The 16,629-nt window shown below is 66.4% G+C and carries 14 protein-coding genes and 1 pseudogene; 6 read left to right on the forward strand and 9 right to left on the reverse strand.

Annotation, left to right across the window (positions count from 1 at the left end; translation table 11 throughout):
* Positions 1 to 66 precede the first annotated feature (66 nt).
* Positions 67 to 1,236 carry a kinase gene (locus ABZS43_RS09970; protein ID WP_355035520.1) on the reverse strand — a complete coding sequence of 390 codons (1,170 nt, stop codon included), beginning with the start codon at positions 1,234 to 1,236 and terminating at the stop codon, positions 67 to 69.
* Positions 1,237 to 1,430: 194 nt separating this feature from the next.
* On the opposite strand from ABZS43_RS09970, the gene ABZS43_RS09975 reads away from it, so the two are divergent.
* Positions 1,431 to 2,417 carry a hypothetical protein gene (locus tag ABZS43_RS09975; RefSeq protein ID WP_355035457.1) on the forward strand — a complete coding sequence of 329 codons (987 nt, stop codon included), beginning with the start codon at positions 1,431 to 1,433 and terminating at the stop codon, positions 2,415 to 2,417.
* A gap of 3 nt (positions 2,418 to 2,420) precedes the next feature.
* Here the strand turns inward: ABZS43_RS09975 and aspS are convergent, their stop codons facing one another.
* Entirely contained in the window at positions 2,421 to 4,208 is a 1,788-nt protein-coding gene (gene aspS / locus ABZS43_RS09980; protein ID WP_355035458.1) for an aspartate--tRNA ligase, read from the reverse strand.
* 302 nt (positions 4,209 to 4,510) lie between these two features.
* Here aspS and ABZS43_RS09985 point away from each other — a divergent pair, with 302 nt between their 5' ends.
* Together ABZS43_RS09985 and ABZS43_RS09990 are read left to right on the forward strand one after the other, a co-directional pair.
* Positions 4,511 to 5,434, forward strand: a complete 924-nt coding sequence (locus tag ABZS43_RS09985; RefSeq protein WP_355035459.1) for a neutral zinc metallopeptidase — start codon at positions 4,511 to 4,513, stop codon at positions 5,432 to 5,434.
* A gap of 60 nt (positions 5,435 to 5,494) precedes the next feature.
* A complete protein-coding gene (locus ABZS43_RS09990) occupies positions 5,495 to 6,013 on the forward strand; it encodes a hypothetical protein (protein ID WP_355035460.1) in 519 nt (172 codons plus the stop codon).
* A gap of 90 nt (positions 6,014 to 6,103) precedes the next feature.
* On the opposite strand, the gene ABZS43_RS09995 is transcribed toward ABZS43_RS09990, so the two are convergent.
* Both ABZS43_RS09995 and ABZS43_RS10000 read right to left on the reverse strand, forming a co-directional pair.
* Complete coding sequence (locus tag ABZS43_RS09995; protein ID WP_355035461.1) at positions 6,104 to 7,762, reverse strand: hypothetical protein; 1,659 nt, start codon at positions 7,760 to 7,762, stop codon at positions 6,104 to 6,106.
* 18 nt (positions 7,763 to 7,780) lie between these two features.
* Positions 7,781 to 8,101: a type VII secretion target gene (locus ABZS43_RS10000; protein ID WP_355035462.1), complete on the reverse strand. Its 321-nt coding sequence runs from the start codon at positions 8,099 to 8,101 to the stop codon at positions 7,781 to 7,783.
* 1,549 nt (positions 8,102 to 9,650) lie between these two features.
* Between ABZS43_RS10000 and ABZS43_RS10005 the strand changes: the two genes are divergently transcribed.
* On the forward strand, positions 9,651 to 9,995 hold the full coding sequence (locus tag ABZS43_RS10005; protein ID WP_355035463.1) for a hypothetical protein: 345 nt from the start codon (positions 9,651 to 9,653) through the stop codon (positions 9,993 to 9,995).
* 19 nt (positions 9,996 to 10,014) lie between these two features.
* Here ABZS43_RS10005 and ABZS43_RS10010 read toward each other — a convergent pair whose 3' ends face one another.
* The 5 genes and pseudogenes from ABZS43_RS10010 to ABZS43_RS10030 all read right to left on the reverse strand — a co-directional run bounded on the left by ABZS43_RS10010 (position 10,015) and on the right by ABZS43_RS10030 (position 14,107).
* Positions 10,015 to 10,536, reverse strand: coding sequence for a hypothetical protein (locus ABZS43_RS10010; RefSeq protein ID WP_355035464.1), 522 nt, complete (start codon positions 10,534 to 10,536; stop codon positions 10,015 to 10,017).
* A 462-nt stretch (positions 10,537 to 10,998) separates the two neighbouring features.
* Positions 10,999 to 11,403 (reverse strand): annotated as a pseudogene (locus ABZS43_RS10015) (ISL3 family transposase); the annotation flags it as partial.
* A gap of 121 nt (positions 11,404 to 11,524) precedes the next feature.
* Entirely contained in the window at positions 11,525 to 12,106 is a 582-nt protein-coding gene (locus ABZS43_RS10020) for a dihydrofolate reductase family protein (protein WP_345128216.1), read from the reverse strand.
* Positions 12,107 to 12,169: 63 nt separating this feature from the next.
* Complete coding sequence (locus ABZS43_RS10025; RefSeq protein WP_355035465.1) at positions 12,170 to 13,060, reverse strand: helix-turn-helix domain-containing protein; 891 nt, start codon at positions 13,058 to 13,060, stop codon at positions 12,170 to 12,172.
* Positions 13,061 to 13,915: 855 nt separating this feature from the next.
* Positions 13,916 to 14,107 carry a hypothetical protein gene (locus ABZS43_RS10030; protein ID WP_355035466.1) on the reverse strand — a complete coding sequence of 64 codons (192 nt, stop codon included), beginning with the start codon at positions 14,105 to 14,107 and terminating at the stop codon, positions 13,916 to 13,918.
* Between the two features lie 463 nt (positions 14,108 to 14,570).
* Here ABZS43_RS10030 and ABZS43_RS10035 point away from each other — a divergent pair, with 463 nt between their 5' ends.
* Both ABZS43_RS10035 and ABZS43_RS10040 read left to right on the forward strand, forming a co-directional pair.
* Positions 14,571 to 15,575 carry an NAD-dependent epimerase/dehydratase family protein gene (locus ABZS43_RS10035; RefSeq protein WP_355035467.1) on the forward strand — a complete coding sequence of 335 codons (1,005 nt, stop codon included), beginning with the start codon at positions 14,571 to 14,573 and terminating at the stop codon, positions 15,573 to 15,575.
* Between the two features lie 31 nt (positions 15,576 to 15,606).
* On the forward strand, positions 15,607 to 16,623 hold the full coding sequence (locus ABZS43_RS10040; RefSeq protein ID WP_355035468.1) for an Rv2578c family radical SAM protein: 1,017 nt from the start codon (positions 15,607 to 15,609) through the stop codon (positions 16,621 to 16,623).
* Positions 16,624 to 16,629 lie beyond the last annotated feature (6 nt).

The following is a 16,629-nucleotide window of genomic DNA, read 5'->3' on the forward strand; positions in this document are numbered from 1 at the left end:
TCGGACTGGATTGTCGAGGTCGCGCCCGCTCGTCCGGGGCGCGCCTCGATGTCGTCGGATCTCGGGCTATTCCGCCCAGCGCTCTTCGAGCCTCGCGGAGACGTCCTCGGCGAAATCTCCGATGATGTCGTCACCGGTGCAGCGGGCGTCCTCGGCGAGGGCGGCCCAGCGATTGATCAACGCGTCCGAGCGAGGCACCGACAGTCCGTGTTCGCGGGCGGCGGCGATGCGGGCGTGGTCGGCGGGCAGGAACCAGTAGGTACTCAGCCACACCCAGATCAGCCTGGCCTCGAGGATGCGCTCGGCGAGGACGGTGTCGTCGGCGAGCGGGGGCCACACCCCGACCACCTCGGAGCGCCACGCCTCCACCATCTGCCTGCCGCGTTCACGCGACAATTCGAAATCACAGAGGCAGCCGGGGAACGACACCAGCGCGTAGGCGATATCCAGCGTGGCGTCGCGGAATCCGCCCCACTCGTAATCGAGGAAGCGCGCGCCCTCCTCGTTGAGAATCACATTGTCGGGGCATAGATCCGACGGACTGAAGGCACGGAACCTGCCCGCCGAGAACAATCGGTTGCCTCGCACGATCCGCTCGGCGATCTCCCCCGGCACCTCGACGCCGAGCTCGCGCTGGAGCAGCCCCGGTACCTCGGCGATGGCGGATTCGGCCTGCTGGGCGATTCCGTCCACCCGGTGCACGACCTCGACCCGGCGTAGCAGCGCGACGAAATCGGCCTCGCGCCCGATCGTCGCGGCGTGCATCCGGCCCATGGCCTGCGCGAACGCCATCAGCGCATTGCGCGTGGCCGGTTCGGCGCCCGCGTGCAGCACCTGGGTGAGCAGTGAATTCTCACCGAGATCACTCAGGATGAGCAGTCGGTCCGGCAGGCTGTGCGCGATCAAGTAGGCGCCGGGCCGCTGGTCGCGACCGAGCGCGGTGGTGAACTGGTAGGAAACGGTTTCACGAAGGAATGCCGAATCGATGCTGGCCACGCCGGGCGCGAGCCCGCCGGTCCGGCGATCACGAGCGGCGCCGCGGACCTGTTTGATGATCAGGGTCCGTGGCAACGAGTAGGCATTCTCCGAAACGCGCACACGTAGGACCGTCGTCCTACCACTTCCACTGAGCTCCATCGGATCGCTCAGTTTCACCGCAGCACCCATTCGCTTTGTGAGCAACTGTTGTGCTGCGGACACGACTTCGGCGGCGCGTTCGGCCAATAGTGCGGTCATCGCCTCCCAAGCTACTCGCATCAGGTCACTTCTAGCGAGCTGTTACACAACCTTTCCGCGTCGCTCGGCGTGTCTGGCATCCAGGTCGCCGAACGCGCGGCACTTGCTTGACACCATTGCGCGGTTCAGGTTTTCTCATCCTCAACTGCTGTGCGCCACACCGGAAACCAGGTGCCACGAAAGGTCTGAATACCATGACCGACACGCCGTCTCCCGCACCGCGCGATCCCGCACCGGACGAACCCCGACAGAGCGGCGGCCAGCAGCACGCGCCGGGCCGAGGACAGCACGAAGGCGGACAGCCGCGGCCACCCGAGCCGGGCACACCCCCCGCCCGACACGAAATGGCAGGCGCCGCAGGATACCCGCAGTTCGAGGGGCCGGGCGCGCCCCAGTACGGCGAACCGGTGGAGCCGCCGCCCGCGATCACCCACGCACCGCAACCGACCTACGGGCCGCAGGGAACAGGCCCCGGCACACTTCCCCCGGCCGATTCTGTGGCCGATTCGGTGGCCGATTCGGAGCACCAGCATCTCTACGGCTACCAAGCGGTGGGACAACCGACCAGTCTCGATGTCGGCAATGCGATCAGCTACGGGCTGGAAAAGTTCCGAGCGAATCCCGCTCCATGGCTCGCGATTACAGCCATGGGCGTTGTCATCTATTTGGTTTTCTTGTTACTCGTCCGGCTCTTCGAACCGAACTCGTTGCTGCCGCTCATCGTGATCTTTCTCGTGGTGATGGCGGCGGTCTGGCTGCTCCAGGCGGCCATGGTGCGCGGCGCGCTGTACGAAACAGATGGCAACAAGCCGGTTTTCGGGTCGTACTTCCGTTTCGTGAACGCGGGCAATGTGCTGCTGACCGCGACGCTGGCCTGCCTGGGCACCTGGATCGGCCTCGCGTTCTGCGTGATTCCGGGGCTGATCGTCGGATATCTGTGCATGTTCGCACTGCATTTCGTCGTCGACCAGGATGAGGGTCCGTTCGCCGCGATCAAATCAAGTGCCGTGCTGGTGGTGACCAATCTCGGGCAGACGCTGTTGCTCGCGCTTGCCGTCGCGGTGATCACCGCCATCGGTACCCTGCTGTGCGGTCTCGGCCTGCTGATCGCGGGACCGGTCTCGGTCATCGCGGTCACCTTCGCCTATCGCGGCCTCACCGGCGGAGTCGTCGCACCCTGATCGTCAGCGCCCTCCGGACGTCTCCTTCTTCTGCTCCGGCTTCGCGTCGATACCCGCTTCCTTGCGCTGTTGCGGGGTGATCGGCGCGGGCGCGTCGGTCAGCGGATCGACGCCGTTACCCGTCTTCGGGAACGCGATGACCTCGCGGATGGAGTCCAGACCGGCCAGCAGCGCGACGATCCGGTCCCAGCCGAAGGCGATGCCGCCGTGCGGCGGGGCGCCGAAGGCGAAGGCGTCCAAGAGGAATCCGAATTTCTCCTGCGCTTCCTCGTGGCTGATCCCCATCACCTCGAAGACGCGTTCCTGAACGTCGCGGCGGTGGATACGGATGGAGCCGCCGCCGATCTCGTTGCCGTTGCAGACGATGTCGTAGGCGTAGGCCAGCGCGGATCCGGGATCGGTGTCGAAGGTGTCGAGCGACTCCGGCTTCGGCGAGGTGAACGCGTGATGCACCGCGGTCCAGGCCGAATAGCCGAGCGCCACATCGCCGCTCGCGGTCGCCTCGGCGGCGGGCTCGAACAGCGGCGCGTCCACGATCCACACGAACGACCAGGCGCTCTCGTCGATCAACCCGACCTTACGGGCGATCTCGCCGCGCGCCGCGCCCAGCAGGGCACGGCTGGACTTGACCTCGCCGGCGGCGAAGAAGACGCAGTCGCCCGGCTCGGCGCCGACCTGCTTGGCCAACCCCTCGCGTTCGGCGTCACTGAGGTTCTTGGCGACCGGGCCGCCGAGGGTTCCGTCCTCGTTGACGAGGATGTAGGCCAGGCCCTTGGCTCCGCGCTGCTTAGCCCATTCCTGCCAGGCGTCGAGCTGGCGCCGCGGCTGGCTCGCCCCACCCGGCATGACGACAGCGCCGACGTACGGCGACTGGAATACCCGGAACGGCGTGTCACGGAAGTAGTCGGTGAGCTCGGTGATCTCGACGCCGAAGCGCAGGTCGGGCTTATCGGAGCCGAAGCGGCGCATCGCCTCCGCGTAGGTCATATGCGGGATCGGCGTCGGGATCTCGTGGCCGATCAGCTTCCACAGGGCGACCAGGATGTCCTCGGCCAGCAGGATCACATCATCCTGGCGCACGAAACTCATCTCGAGGTCGAGCTGGGTGAATTCCGGCTGACGGTCGGCGCGGAAATCCTCGTCGCGGTAGCAGCGCGCGATCTGGAAGTACCGCTCGATGCCGCCCACCATGAGCAACTGTTTGAACAACTGCGGGCTCTGCGGCAGCGCGTAGAAGCTGCCCGGCTGCAAACGGGCGGGCACCAGGAAGTCGCGGGCGCCTTCCGGGGTCGATCGGGTCAGTGTCGGCGTCTCGACCTCGACGAAGGCGTGGTCGGCCAGTAAGGCGCGGGCCGCGGCGTTCGCCTTGGATCGCAACCGGATCGCATGGGCGGGACCCTCGCGGCGCAGGTCGAGGTAGCGGTGCTTGAGCCGCGCTTCCTCACCGGGCTGCTCGTCGAGCTGGAACGGCAGCGGCGCACTCTCGTTGAGCACCTCGAGCGCGGTGACGTTGACCTCGATCCAGCCGGTCGGCAGGTCGGGGTTCTCGTTGCCGTCCGGGCGCTGCTCGACGATGCCGGTGACAAGCACGCAGAATTCGGCGCGTAGTTTATGCGCCTGCTCGGCGGGCTCGCCCTCACGGAATACCGCCTGCGCCACTCCGGACGCGTCACGCAGATCGATGAAGATCACGCCACCGTGGTCACGACGCCGGGCCACCCAGCCGGTGAGGGTGACGGTCTGACCGGCGTGCTCGCTTCGCAGCGAACCAGCCAAGTGGGTGCGCAGCACGGGGTTCCTTTCGACGATTCCGGCACCGGTTGGGCCACCCGGCGCGGTTGCCATCGTAGCGATGACGCAGGCAGGCTCCCTAATCACGTTCGCCACGCATCGACCGGCGACGCCATGGGCCCGCCCGAGCCGCCCACCGAGCGACACGTTTGCTGTAGGTAACGGAATGGGGCGCATCCGTGACAAGCTGTAGACATCAGGTCGCGCCCGGGTATGCCGTGTGCGACCTTGCGCTACATCCGCCGCGAATCGTCGACACCGTTCACGGCGGCGCGTCCGATCGAATACAGGAAGCGACGACGATGACCTTCAACGAAGGCATGCAGATCGATCCGGATGCCGTCCGGTCAGGCGGCGGTCCGGGCAGGGGTGGCAGAATCGCCCTCGGCGGCGGCGCCGGCGGAATCATCGTGCTGGTACTGGCACTGCTGTTCGGCGGCGATCCCGGTTCACTGCTCGGCGAATTCACCGGCGCGCAGAACGAGCAGACCCAATCCGAGGCATCCGGCACACCCGAGCACTGCAAGACCGGCGCCGACGCCAATAAATACGTCGACTGCCGGGTCGCGCTGACCGCGGTGAGCCTCAACGCCATCTGGGGCGCGCAACTGCCGGAGCAGACCCGCAAGAAGTACGTCAAACCGCAGGTGGTCCTGTTCTCCGGCGCGACGGCCACCGGCTGTGGCAACGCCACGAGCGAGGTCGGCCCGTTCTACTGCCCCGCCGATCAGACCGCCTATTTCGACGTCACCTTCTTCAACGAGCTGACCGACCGATTCGGCGCGAGCAACGGCCCCCTCGCCCAGGAGTACGTGGTCGCCCACGAGATCGGCCACCACATCCAGAACCTGCTCGGTGATATCGGCCGGGCCCAGCGCGATCCGCGCGGTCCCGAATCCGGTGCGGTTCGCACCGAATTGCAGGCCGATTGCTACGCGGGTATCTGGGCGCATTTCGCCGATAAGACACCCGCCCCGGGAACCACCCAGCCTTTCCTGAAAACTCTGTCCGACAACGATGTTCGTGACGCGTTATCCGCCGCGTCGGCGGTGGGTGACGATAGGATCCAACGCGCGGCACAGGGCCGGGTCAATCCGGAGGCGTGGACGCACGGTTCCTCGGACCAGCGGCAGAAGTGGTTCCTCACCGGATACCGGACGGGGCAGGTCAAGGCCTGTGACACGTATTCGGCGCGTGATCTGGATAATCCGGACGCGCTGCGCTGAGCCGATCACGTAGCGGAATTTTCGACGGAATTCGAAACACAGAACGAGGTGGGTAATCTCATGCGCAGAACAACCTCAGCGCTGCTGGTTCTCGTGCTGGCCCTCGCCGGCGGCGGGAGCGTCGCGTCGGCGGACCCCGAATCCGGGTCGTCCCCGACCGAGTCGATCGCCCTGCTGACCCTGACCACCATTCCCAACGGTTGGCAGGAGCGGACCGATCTACGCCCGATTCTCGAGGTCTTCGCCGACGGCCGCGCGATCAAGAAGCCCGATGCCGCCGCCGCGGACCGCAAGCCGGAGACCCCTCCGCAGCAGCTCGACGGGAAGATTCGGGCGGACGTCGTGCAGTCCGCGCTCGCCGAGATCAAGGAACTCTCGACACTCGATCTCGGTACACCGGCGGTCAACGACCACGGCACCCAGATCATCGATCTGATGCCGCAGCCGCCGGAAGAGAATGTGCACCTGATCGTGTACGCGCCGGACCTGACCGAGGGTTTCACCCCCGAACAGCAGAGCGCCCGTAAACGGTTCGCCGACCTCTATCGCACACTGCTCGACGCCTTCGTCAAGAACTGACCGCCGCACACGGCGTCGTCGGACCACGAGTGCCCCTTCCCGCGAGCGGGAAGGGGCACTCGTGTCGAATGCGGTTGTGCGAGAACGGTACTAGAACTGATCCTGTTCGTAGTCCGACAACAGCTCGTCCGAATGCGGTGCGCCGATGACATCCGGGGTGGACTCGCCGAGCGGTCCGGTCAGGTCGTCGTTGCCGATAATGCTCTGGTACGGCTGCACAGTGCGCGAGTGCTGATCGTCGTCGCCGCCGCGCCCGCCGGAACCCGCTCCCGCGCCGCCGCCCATGAACGAGTTACCCGTACCCGCCGCGGACGTGGAGGCTCCTGTTCCCGTGCTGCCCAGCGAAGTTCCCGACAATCCGGCCACCGAGCGCAACGGGGACACGGTCGATCCGGGCGAACCAGCGCCGGGGCGGGCCGACGAGGACGAGCCGGAACCCGAACCGCTCCCGCCGGACCGCCCGCCGGAACCACCCGAACGGGCGGTGCCGAGCGCACCGAGGGAACTCGGACTTCCCGAGCTGCCCTGGCCCGCGGACTGCGCGGAAGTCGGGGCCTGAGAGCCCAGTGACGGCGATCCGGAGGAGTCGCTGCCGAGCCCGGCCGCTTTGGTCGCGGTGTCCTGTGCCTCGCTCAGCAGCGGCTCCCCGATGTTCTGGATCGCGGCCTGGGCGACATCCTGCGGTGCGGGCAGGCCGCTCTGCCCGAGCATCTGGGCGACGACGCCGTTCAACTCCGCGGTCTTGCCCGCCAGTTGGCCGCGCGTGGCATTGACCACCGTCACCGCGTTGCCGAGATGTTCGGTCGCGGACGCGATGAGGGCGGCCTGGCCGGGCGGGGTGAGGATGACCGGGGCCATGGCCACCGCCTGCGTGACGAATGAACTGACGACGGCGACCAATTCGGTATTGCCCCGCTGCACGTCGGATGCCGCCCACTCCGTGAGTTGGGAGATGTCGACGCCGCGCCCGCTGGTCTCTTGTCCCTCGACAGCGGCCTTCTGACTCGCGGCCTGCGCGCTGCGCGCGGACTGCCCCTCCCACACCTGCTCGACGGTCGCCATGCTGCCCTTGCCTACCGCGACGGCTTTATCGATGATCTGGGATGCCTGGCTCAGAATCTGTGTGGGGTCGAGCGCGCCGAGCACTCCGGTGCCGAAGCTGCTGAGCAGCGACAGAATCGGCTGGAGCAACTGGTCGACGCCGGGCAGCGCGGGGACGGAGAGTCCATTCATCAGCGCGGCGACCGGATCGGCGGGCAGGGCGGGCAACGAGGACAGACTCGTCGGTATCGATGCGGCGGCCTGCGTCACCTGGGCCGCGCCCGTGCTCAACGCGCTGCCGACCACACCGTTCGCCTGGTCGAGCACCCCCTGGGTCGCCGACTGCGCCTGCGCGGTCGCGTGACCGATCGCGGTGTTCGCGTCACCGAGCAGACCGGAGACGTCGGTGGGCGCCGCGCCGAGCACACTCTGGGCGTCGGGGGCGGCGCCGCCGTTCAGACCGGGCAGCCCGCCGGGAATGGCACCGTTGTTCTGCGCGTCGTCGCTGATCTTCTTCGCCAGATAGAATTCCGGCGCCTCGATCGGCGCCATATCCTCGGGCAGTTGCGGCAACGACAGATCCTGGATCGCCTGCGGGGTGTTCTGCACCATCGCCGCGGCGATCTGATTGCCATCTTCCGCGGCGTTCTGAATCGAGGCGAGGCTCTGATCCTGCGGCGCGATGAGACCGGTGTCCGCGGTATCCATTGGCTTCATCCGGCGACCTCAGATCTGTTCCGCGGCAGCGCCGAGATCGACCGCGTTATCGGTATCGGTGCCGTCGAAACGCAGCGCCGCGGTGAACGCCTTGGACGACAGGCCCTGATATTTGGCCGAGAGATCGTTGATATCCCTGGCCTGCAACACCTGCGCCGCCGCGAAGCTGAGCAGGTAGTCGGCGCCGATCAGGCCGAATACCGGCGTGAGCGAAGCGACATGTGCCACGGTGTCGAAATTCGCCGCACCCGCGAGTTCCGTCGCGATGCCGGCGTTCTCGGTGGCGAAAATCCGAAGCGCGTCGGTTTCTACCGAGAGCTGGTCACTCATCGAGCTGCCCCCCAAATCGTCGTGAACATTCGTGTCCTGCACTTACCGTTGCCGGACGTCTACTCCCTGTCCGCGGCGGCCACATGCACTCCCAGCACAGAAACCGGCACGGCTGGGCCTAATATAGCCGACCCCCCTGTGCGCAGCCAGACGGTCGATGACCGCCGCGCGTCTCGCGCCGAGCCGCCACCACCACGCGAGTTCCCGCACGCCACACGGCGATCGGGAAAAACTGGAACCTGTTGCAAATTAGAACAAGTTTTCTGACACGCTATCGACAGAGGTTCGAGATTCGAGTCGTCGGCACACGCAGCGTTCCCCTTGGTGGAGTTGGTCTATCCGACCCCGCCTCATGAGAGCCGTTGGACCTATGGGCTGCGGCGCGTCGACTGCAACGGTCGTGTGATCGACAAATTTGTCGTCGCAGCGCTCGGTTGGACTGCTGGCCTACGGCTCTGCGGGACGAGCGCGAGTGGCGGTGTGCGGCTCACGGTCTGCGAGTCGGGCAAGAATTCGATCACTTCCGATCGCGATCTGCTGTCTCGCGGCGAGGACGCGCCGGGCTCTCGCGATCGCGGCCGGCGATCAGGTTCTTCTGGTCGCTGATACACAACAGGGTGCGATGACGGTGCTGCCGCTGCGGGCGGTTGATCTACCGGTCGGTGCGGCGTGTGAGGACAACCGTGCGGAATCGGGGCAATCATGACCGCGATGCCTTCCTCCAATGACATGGACGCCGCCAGGCGGCTGCTCGACCAGATGCAGAATCTGTTCGCACACACCGAGTCGCGTCCGACAGTGCCCACGTTCGCGGACTACGTTCCCTGTGTCCTGGCCGCGATGCCTGCGACCTTGACGGTTGTGCAGTATCAGTCCTTTCTGCGCAGGGTCGCCGATGCGTGGCCGGACAGACGGATCGATGAGCCCACGCCGACCGAGTTCAAAACCCTGATCGCCGAGATCGTCGAGATGCGCCAGGTGAGACGCAACGATGTCGGCGGTAAGGGCACGGCCAGAGGGGTGATCTCGGCGCTGCGCAAGTTGTACGAGCACGCGGTCGATGACGGATATATCCGGTCAGAGGACAACCCCGACGGCCTGCCAGCCCGCTGTCAGGACACCATCGCGCGCCACCGACGCGAACGCGCAGGCTGGACTGTTCGGCTTCTGGCGCGCACCGGTCGGCTACCGCACACACCACGATCGACCGTCTGGCTCCCCCTGCGCGCGTGTGCCTCTCGCGCACAAATGTTCGGCCGACGACTCAGCACAGACCGGCGGGGTCACCGTCATGTAAGGGTGCTCGTGCGCAGTGCACCCTGCGGGGCCACGCGCGCCGGACAAACCGTCATGCGCGAATCATCGACTACGCCACAGGGCCCTCGATCCCCTCCGGGCGATCAGGATGCGCCGCCGCCCTATCTCCGCGATTCGCGCCTCACGCACGCCGAGGTATACGTCGAAGCGGCATCTACACCGCGCCTGGGCGGTCATTGGCTCATCCTGCTACGACACCCTGCTGCGCGACGCGGTCGATGCTGCTGCCGAAATGCTCTCGGCGTCAGATACTTTCGCTCCGTTCATGCTGGTCGTCGATCACACCGACGCAAAGCAGCTGCGCCGCAGCGCCCGCTCGACCACCTCCCACGACGAACAAACAGCAACTCGTGCGCTGGAAATGGCACGGGATCGCTCCACACTGCGCGCCCGCGCCGTTGTGTTCGACGTCACCGTGAGCGCCCCGTTCACCGGTGACGCCGTCAAAGTGCTCTTGGAGCACTGCGACGGTTTCGCGGTTGACGTCCTTGTGCCCTACATCGCGACAGCGGAGGATCTGCGAGTCGATCTCGACGCCGCGAACGCGGCGGTCGGTACTCAAGCATTGTGGGCATGAGTAAACAACTCGCAGAACGTCATTCGACGATCTGCACCCCGTCGAGAATCGCAGCCATCTCACCGCCGAATCGGTCGAGATCGGCGACCTTCGTCTTCGCGGAGAGGAGTACCGGATACACGGCGCCGCCGCAAACGCAAACGGTCACGCGTTGCTCCTCCCACCACTCGCCGCCGGAGAACACACCCGTGACTCTGCCGCCCTCGAATCCGCACGCCGCGATCGGCTGGTCTTCACGTGTGCGCCAATCCCGTGCGCCGGTCCCCGCCGTCCGCCGATTCGCCACCACCGCGGCTTGCACCGAATCGACCGGGCTGCCGACACGTAACGTGACCATCGCTGTAGGGCTGCGGAAATCGCCGGGCAGTGTGTCCCGGCGTCGCAGTCCGACTCCATCGGCGTCCCCGCCCGCCCCACGATTACGCTGCCATCCAGGAAATTCGGGAACCCGCACGCTGAACGGCTGTTTCTCGTTGCGTTCGAGAGTGAAAACCCGTCCGGTCGCGGCAGCGGCATCACAGGGAAGGCTCGCCGAGGACACCGGCGGAGTCGTGAGCATTCTCGAAGTTGCCGACGGCGACGTCGTGGATACGTCAGAACAGCCGACCACGGCCGCCAGCAAGACCCCGAATCCCGCTGCGGCGCGATACGACCGCGAGCGAACACTTCTCATGCAGCGATCCAACCACGAGACATACGGCGGAACCGTCGTCGCTACGGAGCGCAGTCGCCACCTGGCCGACCATGACGGGTGTCGACTGGGCCGATCCGCCGCCAGGGCAAAGGCGCATTGCCGTCCGTCCACGACATCATTCCCGACCAAGCATTCTCGCAATTATGTTGACGCTCAGCGGAAACCAAGAAAGCACCAACCGTGTGATCGCCCCGAAACTCATCACAGGATTGCAGCGATTCACCGGCACCCAGACCCTGGCGCCGCTGGTCTCGGATTTATCGGTGATTGTCAGGCCAGGACCGCCTTGACTGAGCGTCACCGCATCCTCGCGACCCCGAGTCCCTCGGCGACCCGGGCCACGGTCAGGTGCTGGCACACGATCGCCTCGAGTGCCAGCCGCAGCCCGCGACGCGACAGCTTCGCTCGCGGCTCAGCCGCGAGGCTGGTGTCCTGGCGCCAACCATGACCGCAGGCGGTACACCGGTAGCGGCGCACGGTCACCACGAGCGTCGTCGGCCGCCAGCCCAGCGGCTCGTGGGCCAGCTCCCGGGTCACGGTGTCGCGCGGTACGCCTTCGCAACCACAGCGACGGCACCACTGGTCCGGCTCGACGACCCGGCATGCCAGCACCGCACGGTCGGGCCTGAGTCGTTGGCCGGTGACGGCCAAGCCGAGCTCATCGAGCCGGCAGAACTTGGTCAGGTCAGGGCAGGCAAAGGTAGCGTCAGACACGAGGTGTGCCAATCTGGAAGACCACGACTTCCGTCCCAGGGCAGCGATGCACAAACGCAGCCGGACGCCCGATCTCGTGTCACCGTCGCAGCGGTCTTCTTCGCGTACCCACTCAGATCGGTCAACGGCGCACCCGATAGCGCAGGTGAAGCACCCGGTTGCCCTGAACAACTACGTCTGGGCCTTCCAGCAGGTGCTGCGCGTCGACGGAGCCGAAGTAACGCTTACCGGACCCGAGCACGACGGGTGCGACGTCCATGCGTACCTCGTCGACCCAACCCGCGGCGAGCGCCTGGCCGCCGACGTCGCCAGCAGCGAACTCGACAGTGCGGTCACCCGCAAGCTCCCGCGCCTTGGCCACGGCCGCCTCGATGCCGTCGACAAAGTGGAACGGCGCCTGGAGGTCCCAGCCCTCGGGCGCACCACGGTGACTCACCACGACCACATGGTCGATCCCACTCGGAGGCGTCCCATCCCAGCCGTCGGTGATGTCGAAGGCGTGACGGCCGGCAATGGTCACCCCGACCTCGTCCCAGTACGGCCGGACGTAGTCGAACGAAGCCTGCGACACCTTCAGAACGCCACTGTCGTCCAACGGCACGTCACCGCTGACCAGCCACTCGAAGATCGGACCGGGATCGTCGTTCTCAGCCGCGATGTAACCATCCACCGAAACCGACGCGTTCATGACCACTTTCCCCACGGATTCCTCCTCTGTTCGGAGTCCCAAGTCTTGTGCGGCGTGAGCTGTCGCTCTTGTACGAAATCAATCGGCCGGGAGCGGCCAGCCGTCCAGGACGTGGTCGGGATGATCGCGCAGGAATCGCCGCCGGACTTCGGCGTACCGGGTCGGCGTGAGCCCGGTGAACTCCCGGAACTCGCGCACGAAGTGGGCCTGGTCGAAGTAGCCCGCGCCAGCGGCAGCGTCTCCCCAGTCGATCGGTGCAGCGACGTCGAGCGCCAACACGGCGGAGCTGAAGCGGTAGCTGCGAGCCAGCCGCTTCGGCGTGACACCAACTACGGCCTTGAACCGCTTCGCCAAATACGTGCTGCTGGCGCGGGCCGCCACACCGATGTCGCTGATCGGCACTGTCCCGCCTGTCGCCGCGACGGCGCTGCTCATTTGGCGGACCAGGTCAAGACCGTCGATCACCCGCAGCCGTCGCACCAGTTCCTCCTCGAGCAACATCAGCATTTCGTGCGGTGCGTTCGCCAAGGTCAGTCGGTGTCGCAATTCAGCGATAGCGGGCCGGCCCCAGATCTGCTCCACCGTCGCAGGTCGGTCACACAACTCGGCCGCGGGCATCGGAAGGAACGGTGCCAGCCCCCACGGCCTGAAGTGGACGCCCACGGACCGGGTCGGGGTTGGGTAGCTGAACTCCCACGCACGCGTGGGCGTGGTGACCGCGCAGCCGTCGGCGTACTCCACGGCGTCTACGTCGGTGCCTGCGCGGATGAGAAACGGCGCCCCGAGGTTGACGATGAGCAATGGCGCGGGCGCCGCCGGCAGCATCAACCGGGAGTACGGCGGGGCGCCCTCCAGGTAGTAGAGGTCGTCGATCAGCCCGTCCAGCGGCGGACCGGGCACCCTGGATACATACTCCACGCCGACATCATTGCCGACGGCCAATCCGGCATCACGCGCCGCCGCCAGCATCGAGCCGGCGCCGATCCCTGACGGGCGCCCCGGCGCATTTCGGTCCCCAACTACACCCCACGTTGTGAAGGGCCCCTTCGATGCCATCACGAAGGCGGACAACATCCTGTTGGGATTCCGTTCGGTGGCAGTGGAATTCCGCCTGGTGAAAGCCCCGGGGCTCTGGATGCGCGCAACAGATCGCGCGGTGAGCAGAAGCGCCCCAGCGAAACGCACACTCCAGTAGAGCCGGGTGAGAGGCCGCTCGGCTGCGTGAGTGTGGATCGCGTCGATTTCGGCGGCCCACTCACCGTAGTAGTTGTCCCGCAAGGGGATCGGGAGGCGTCTGCACTCCAGGCGCAGCAAGATATAACCGACCCGACCCAGACGACCTTCGGTTTCCTCCTCGGCACGTTGAGCCGCCACCCTGGAAGCCGCGTACGCGATGAACGCGCTGACGACAGCCAACGCACTAGCGAAACAGGCCGAGGCGAAGGAACGCTCCGAGGAAGCGTTCCGCTCAACCCTGCGAGACCCTAGCCCCAGCCGTCACCATGGGCCCGGCCTGTGACCCGACGGATCGGTCATGGTCAGCTCAACCCCAGTACTCGCCGCGGGCCTTGCGGCGCTCGACATCGGCCAGGTATTCGGCCTCACGTGGGGTTCCCAGCGCGTCCTCGTCGCCGAATCGGTCCCGTAGGTGTATCCGCTGGTCCTCTGGCACAGCGTCGCGGCGCGCTCGAATCGGTACAGGGCCTCGACCTTGGCTACCGTCTCGTCCAGGTGCGAAAGGTCCACTTTGTAGGTGACGTTGTCGGCGGCCATATTTCGTTGTCCCCTGGGGATTTGTGTGATTGTAGGTTTCCGGAAGGCGGATCACGGCAGGTCGAGCGAGCCGAATCCGCCCGCGCGGGAGTAGTCGACGGCGGCGGTGCGATCAACGACCACGCCCAGTAGCGCAGCCATATCGGCCAGGGCGTCGAATATGGAGGCGGCCGAGGCCGCTACTTCGTCCCAGGCCGCGCCGTAGGCGGTGGCCGCGGTACCGCGCCAAAAGCACGTCCGCACGCGCGGCGGAGACGAAACGACGACCAAACTTCTGCGCAACCACCATGGCCGACCGATCGGCCGCCGTCGCTTCGACTACCTCAGCGAACGTCTGCGCGCCCATCTTCCTTGGGCCGCCGCTCTCCAATTCAGCATCCACTGGCTTCGACACACCCCACTCACCTGGGTCGAACGCGAATACGGCTACGCCGTCGCACGCGCGTACGCCGACCACGCCCAAACAGCCTCCAACGCCGGCGCGACGCTCACCTATGTGCGGGCCGGCATGCCCGAAGTCGCATACGCACTCTCAGCGCTCACCGGCGAAACCCATCCGATGGCAGCAACCGACCTGCATCCACTCACTGCCAGACCGACCGACTCTGAGCGAGCAGTTGACGATAACGTGTGACTGTATGAGCACACAAACAGCGCGTTATCGCTGCGATTTGCGTGTTAGAACAAGTTCTATATTCTCGGTGCCATGAAGGTCGCAGTCACCGGCGCAGCCGGCTACCTTGGCACTAATCTGCTCCGCCTGCTGGTCGATCGCGGGCACGAGGTCATCGCCGTCGACCGGGTGGCGCCGGACCGCACCGAAGAACCGAACGTGACCTGGGTGAGCGGCGATGTCCTCGATCCCGCGTCGATGCGCACGGCGCTGGCGGGCGCGGAGATCGTCTACCACCTCGTCGCGGTGATCACCCTCGCCGACCAGAACGACCTGGCATGGAAGGTGAATACCGAGGGTGTGCGCGTGGTCGCCGAGGCCGCGCGCGAACTCGGAGTCCGGCGCATGGTGCACGCCAGCTCCATCCACGCCTTCGATCAGTACAGCTGCGGCGGCCGCATCGATGAGACCTCCGCCCGCTCCACCGAACCCGCGCTGCCCGTCTACGACCGGTCCAAATGGGCGGGCGAGGTCGCATTGCGCGCGGAGATCGACAAAGGGCTCGACGCGGTGCTGTGCAACCCCACCGGCGTATTCGGGCCCGCCGATTTCAGTACTCCGCTGTCCCGGATCAATCGCACCTTGCGCGACGCCGCACAGGGCCGCATCCCCGCGATGATCGGCGGCGGATTCGACCTCGTCGACGTCCGCGATGTCGCCGAGGGCCTGATCCTCGCCTCCGAGCGCGGCCGGACCGGCGAGAATTACCTGCTCGGCGGCTCGATGATCTCGATGCTCGACCTGTGCAGGCTCGCGGCGAGACACGGCGGGAAGAAGGGGCCGAAATTCACCATTTCGCCCAAACTGATCGGCGGACTCATCCCCGTACTCGCTCCGATCGGCAAGTTGCTCGGCACCGACGTGGTCTCGCGCGCGGCACTCGGCGCCTTGATCTCCGCCCCGGTGGTCGACCACGCCAAGGCCGAACGCGAACTCGGCTACCAGCCGCGCCCGACCGACGAAACGGTGCGCGACCTGGTGGAATTCTTCATCGACCCGGACCGGTTCATCCAGCGTGACGTCCGCCGGATCGCTTGACACGAAATAGAACACATGTTCGACTGAAGGGGTGCGGTGGCAGAACCAGACCCTGGACGCCGACGACGGCGCGCTGCCCGGCCTAGGCCGGGCAGATGTCGTCAGGACCGTACGAACCCCCGAATTCGACGGTATGACCTTCCATGAAGTGCTGTGCAAAAGCGCGCTGAACAAGGTGCCGCCGAGTTCGGGGCTGCCGTTCCAGTGGACGATCAATCCGATGCGCGGATGTTCGCACGCCTGCCGGTATTGCTTCGCGCGCCCGACCCACGAATATCTGGATCTGGACGCTGGCCGTGATTTCGACGCGCAGATCGTGGTGAAGACGAATATCGCGGCGGTACTGCGCAGAGAGCTCGGCAGGCGTTCTTGGCGGCGTGAACCGGTGGCGCTCGGAACCAATACCGACCCGTATCAACGGGCGGAGGGCCGCTACCGGTTGATGCCGGGAATCATTCGCGCGCTCACCGACTCCGGCACGCCGTTCTCGATTCTCACCAAAGGCACATTGCTGCGCCGCGACCTGCCGTTGCTCACCCTCGCCGCGCGTGAGGTGCCGGTGAGCGTGGCGGTGTCCATCGCGATCCTGGACACGGATCTGCACCACGGACTGGAATCGGGCACGCCGTCCCCGCGGGCGCGGCTGGATATGGTCGCCGCGCTCACCGACGCCGGATTCGAGGTGAACGTGATGGTGGCCCCGGTCATCCCCTACCTCACCGACAGCCGATCCCACCTCGACGAACTCCTCGGCGCGATCGCGGCGGCGGGTGCGACCTCGGCCGTCGCATTCCCGATGCACCTGCGCGGGGCGACGCGGGGCTGGTTCCTCGGCTGGCTGGCCGAATCGCATCCGGCGTTGCTGCGCCGATACCGTCAGCTCTACGGGCGCGGCGCCTACGTCACCCCGGAATACTCGGCCTGGCTGCGTGAACGTATCGATCCACTGCTGCTGCGGCACGGCCTGAGCAGGTCCGCCGACCGCGGTGCTGCCGTAGGTCCTGCGCCCGAACCCGACGCCGATCCGCAGCTGACGCTGTTCGCCTGACAGCAC

The organism is Nocardia sp. NPDC005366, from assembly GCF_040606855.1.
Classification (GTDB): Bacteria; Actinomycetota; Actinomycetes; order Mycobacteriales; family Mycobacteriaceae; genus Nocardia.

Coding starts and splice junctions, on each gene's coding strand:
- ABZS43_RS09970 (WP_355035520.1), bottom strand. CDS start 1,236: ATGACCGCACTATTGGCCGAACGCGCCGCCGAAGTCGTGTCCGCAGCA.
- ABZS43_RS09975 (WP_355035457.1), top strand. CDS start 1,431: ATGACCGACACGCCGTCTCCCGCACCGCGCGATCCCGCACCGGACGAA.
- ABZS43_RS09985 (WP_355035459.1), top strand. CDS start 4,511: ATGACCTTCAACGAAGGCATGCAGATCGATCCGGATGCCGTCCGGTCA.
- ABZS43_RS09990 (WP_355035460.1), top strand. CDS start 5,495: ATGCGCAGAACAACCTCAGCGCTGCTGGTTCTCGTGCTGGCCCTCGCC.
- ABZS43_RS09995 (WP_355035461.1), bottom strand. CDS start 7,762: ATGGATACCGCGGACACCGGTCTCATCGCGCCGCAGGATCAGAGCCTC.
- ABZS43_RS10000 (WP_355035462.1), bottom strand. CDS start 8,101: ATGAGTGACCAGCTCTCGGTAGAAACCGACGCGCTTCGGATTTTCGCC.
- ABZS43_RS10005 (WP_355035463.1), top strand. CDS start 9,651: ATGCTCTCGGCGTCAGATACTTTCGCTCCGTTCATGCTGGTCGTCGAT.
- ABZS43_RS10025 (WP_355035465.1), bottom strand. CDS start 13,060: ATGCTGGCGGCGGCGCGTGATGCCGGATTGGCCGTCGGCAATGATGTC.
- ABZS43_RS10035 (WP_355035467.1), top strand. CDS start 14,571: ATGAAGGTCGCAGTCACCGGCGCAGCCGGCTACCTTGGCACTAATCTG.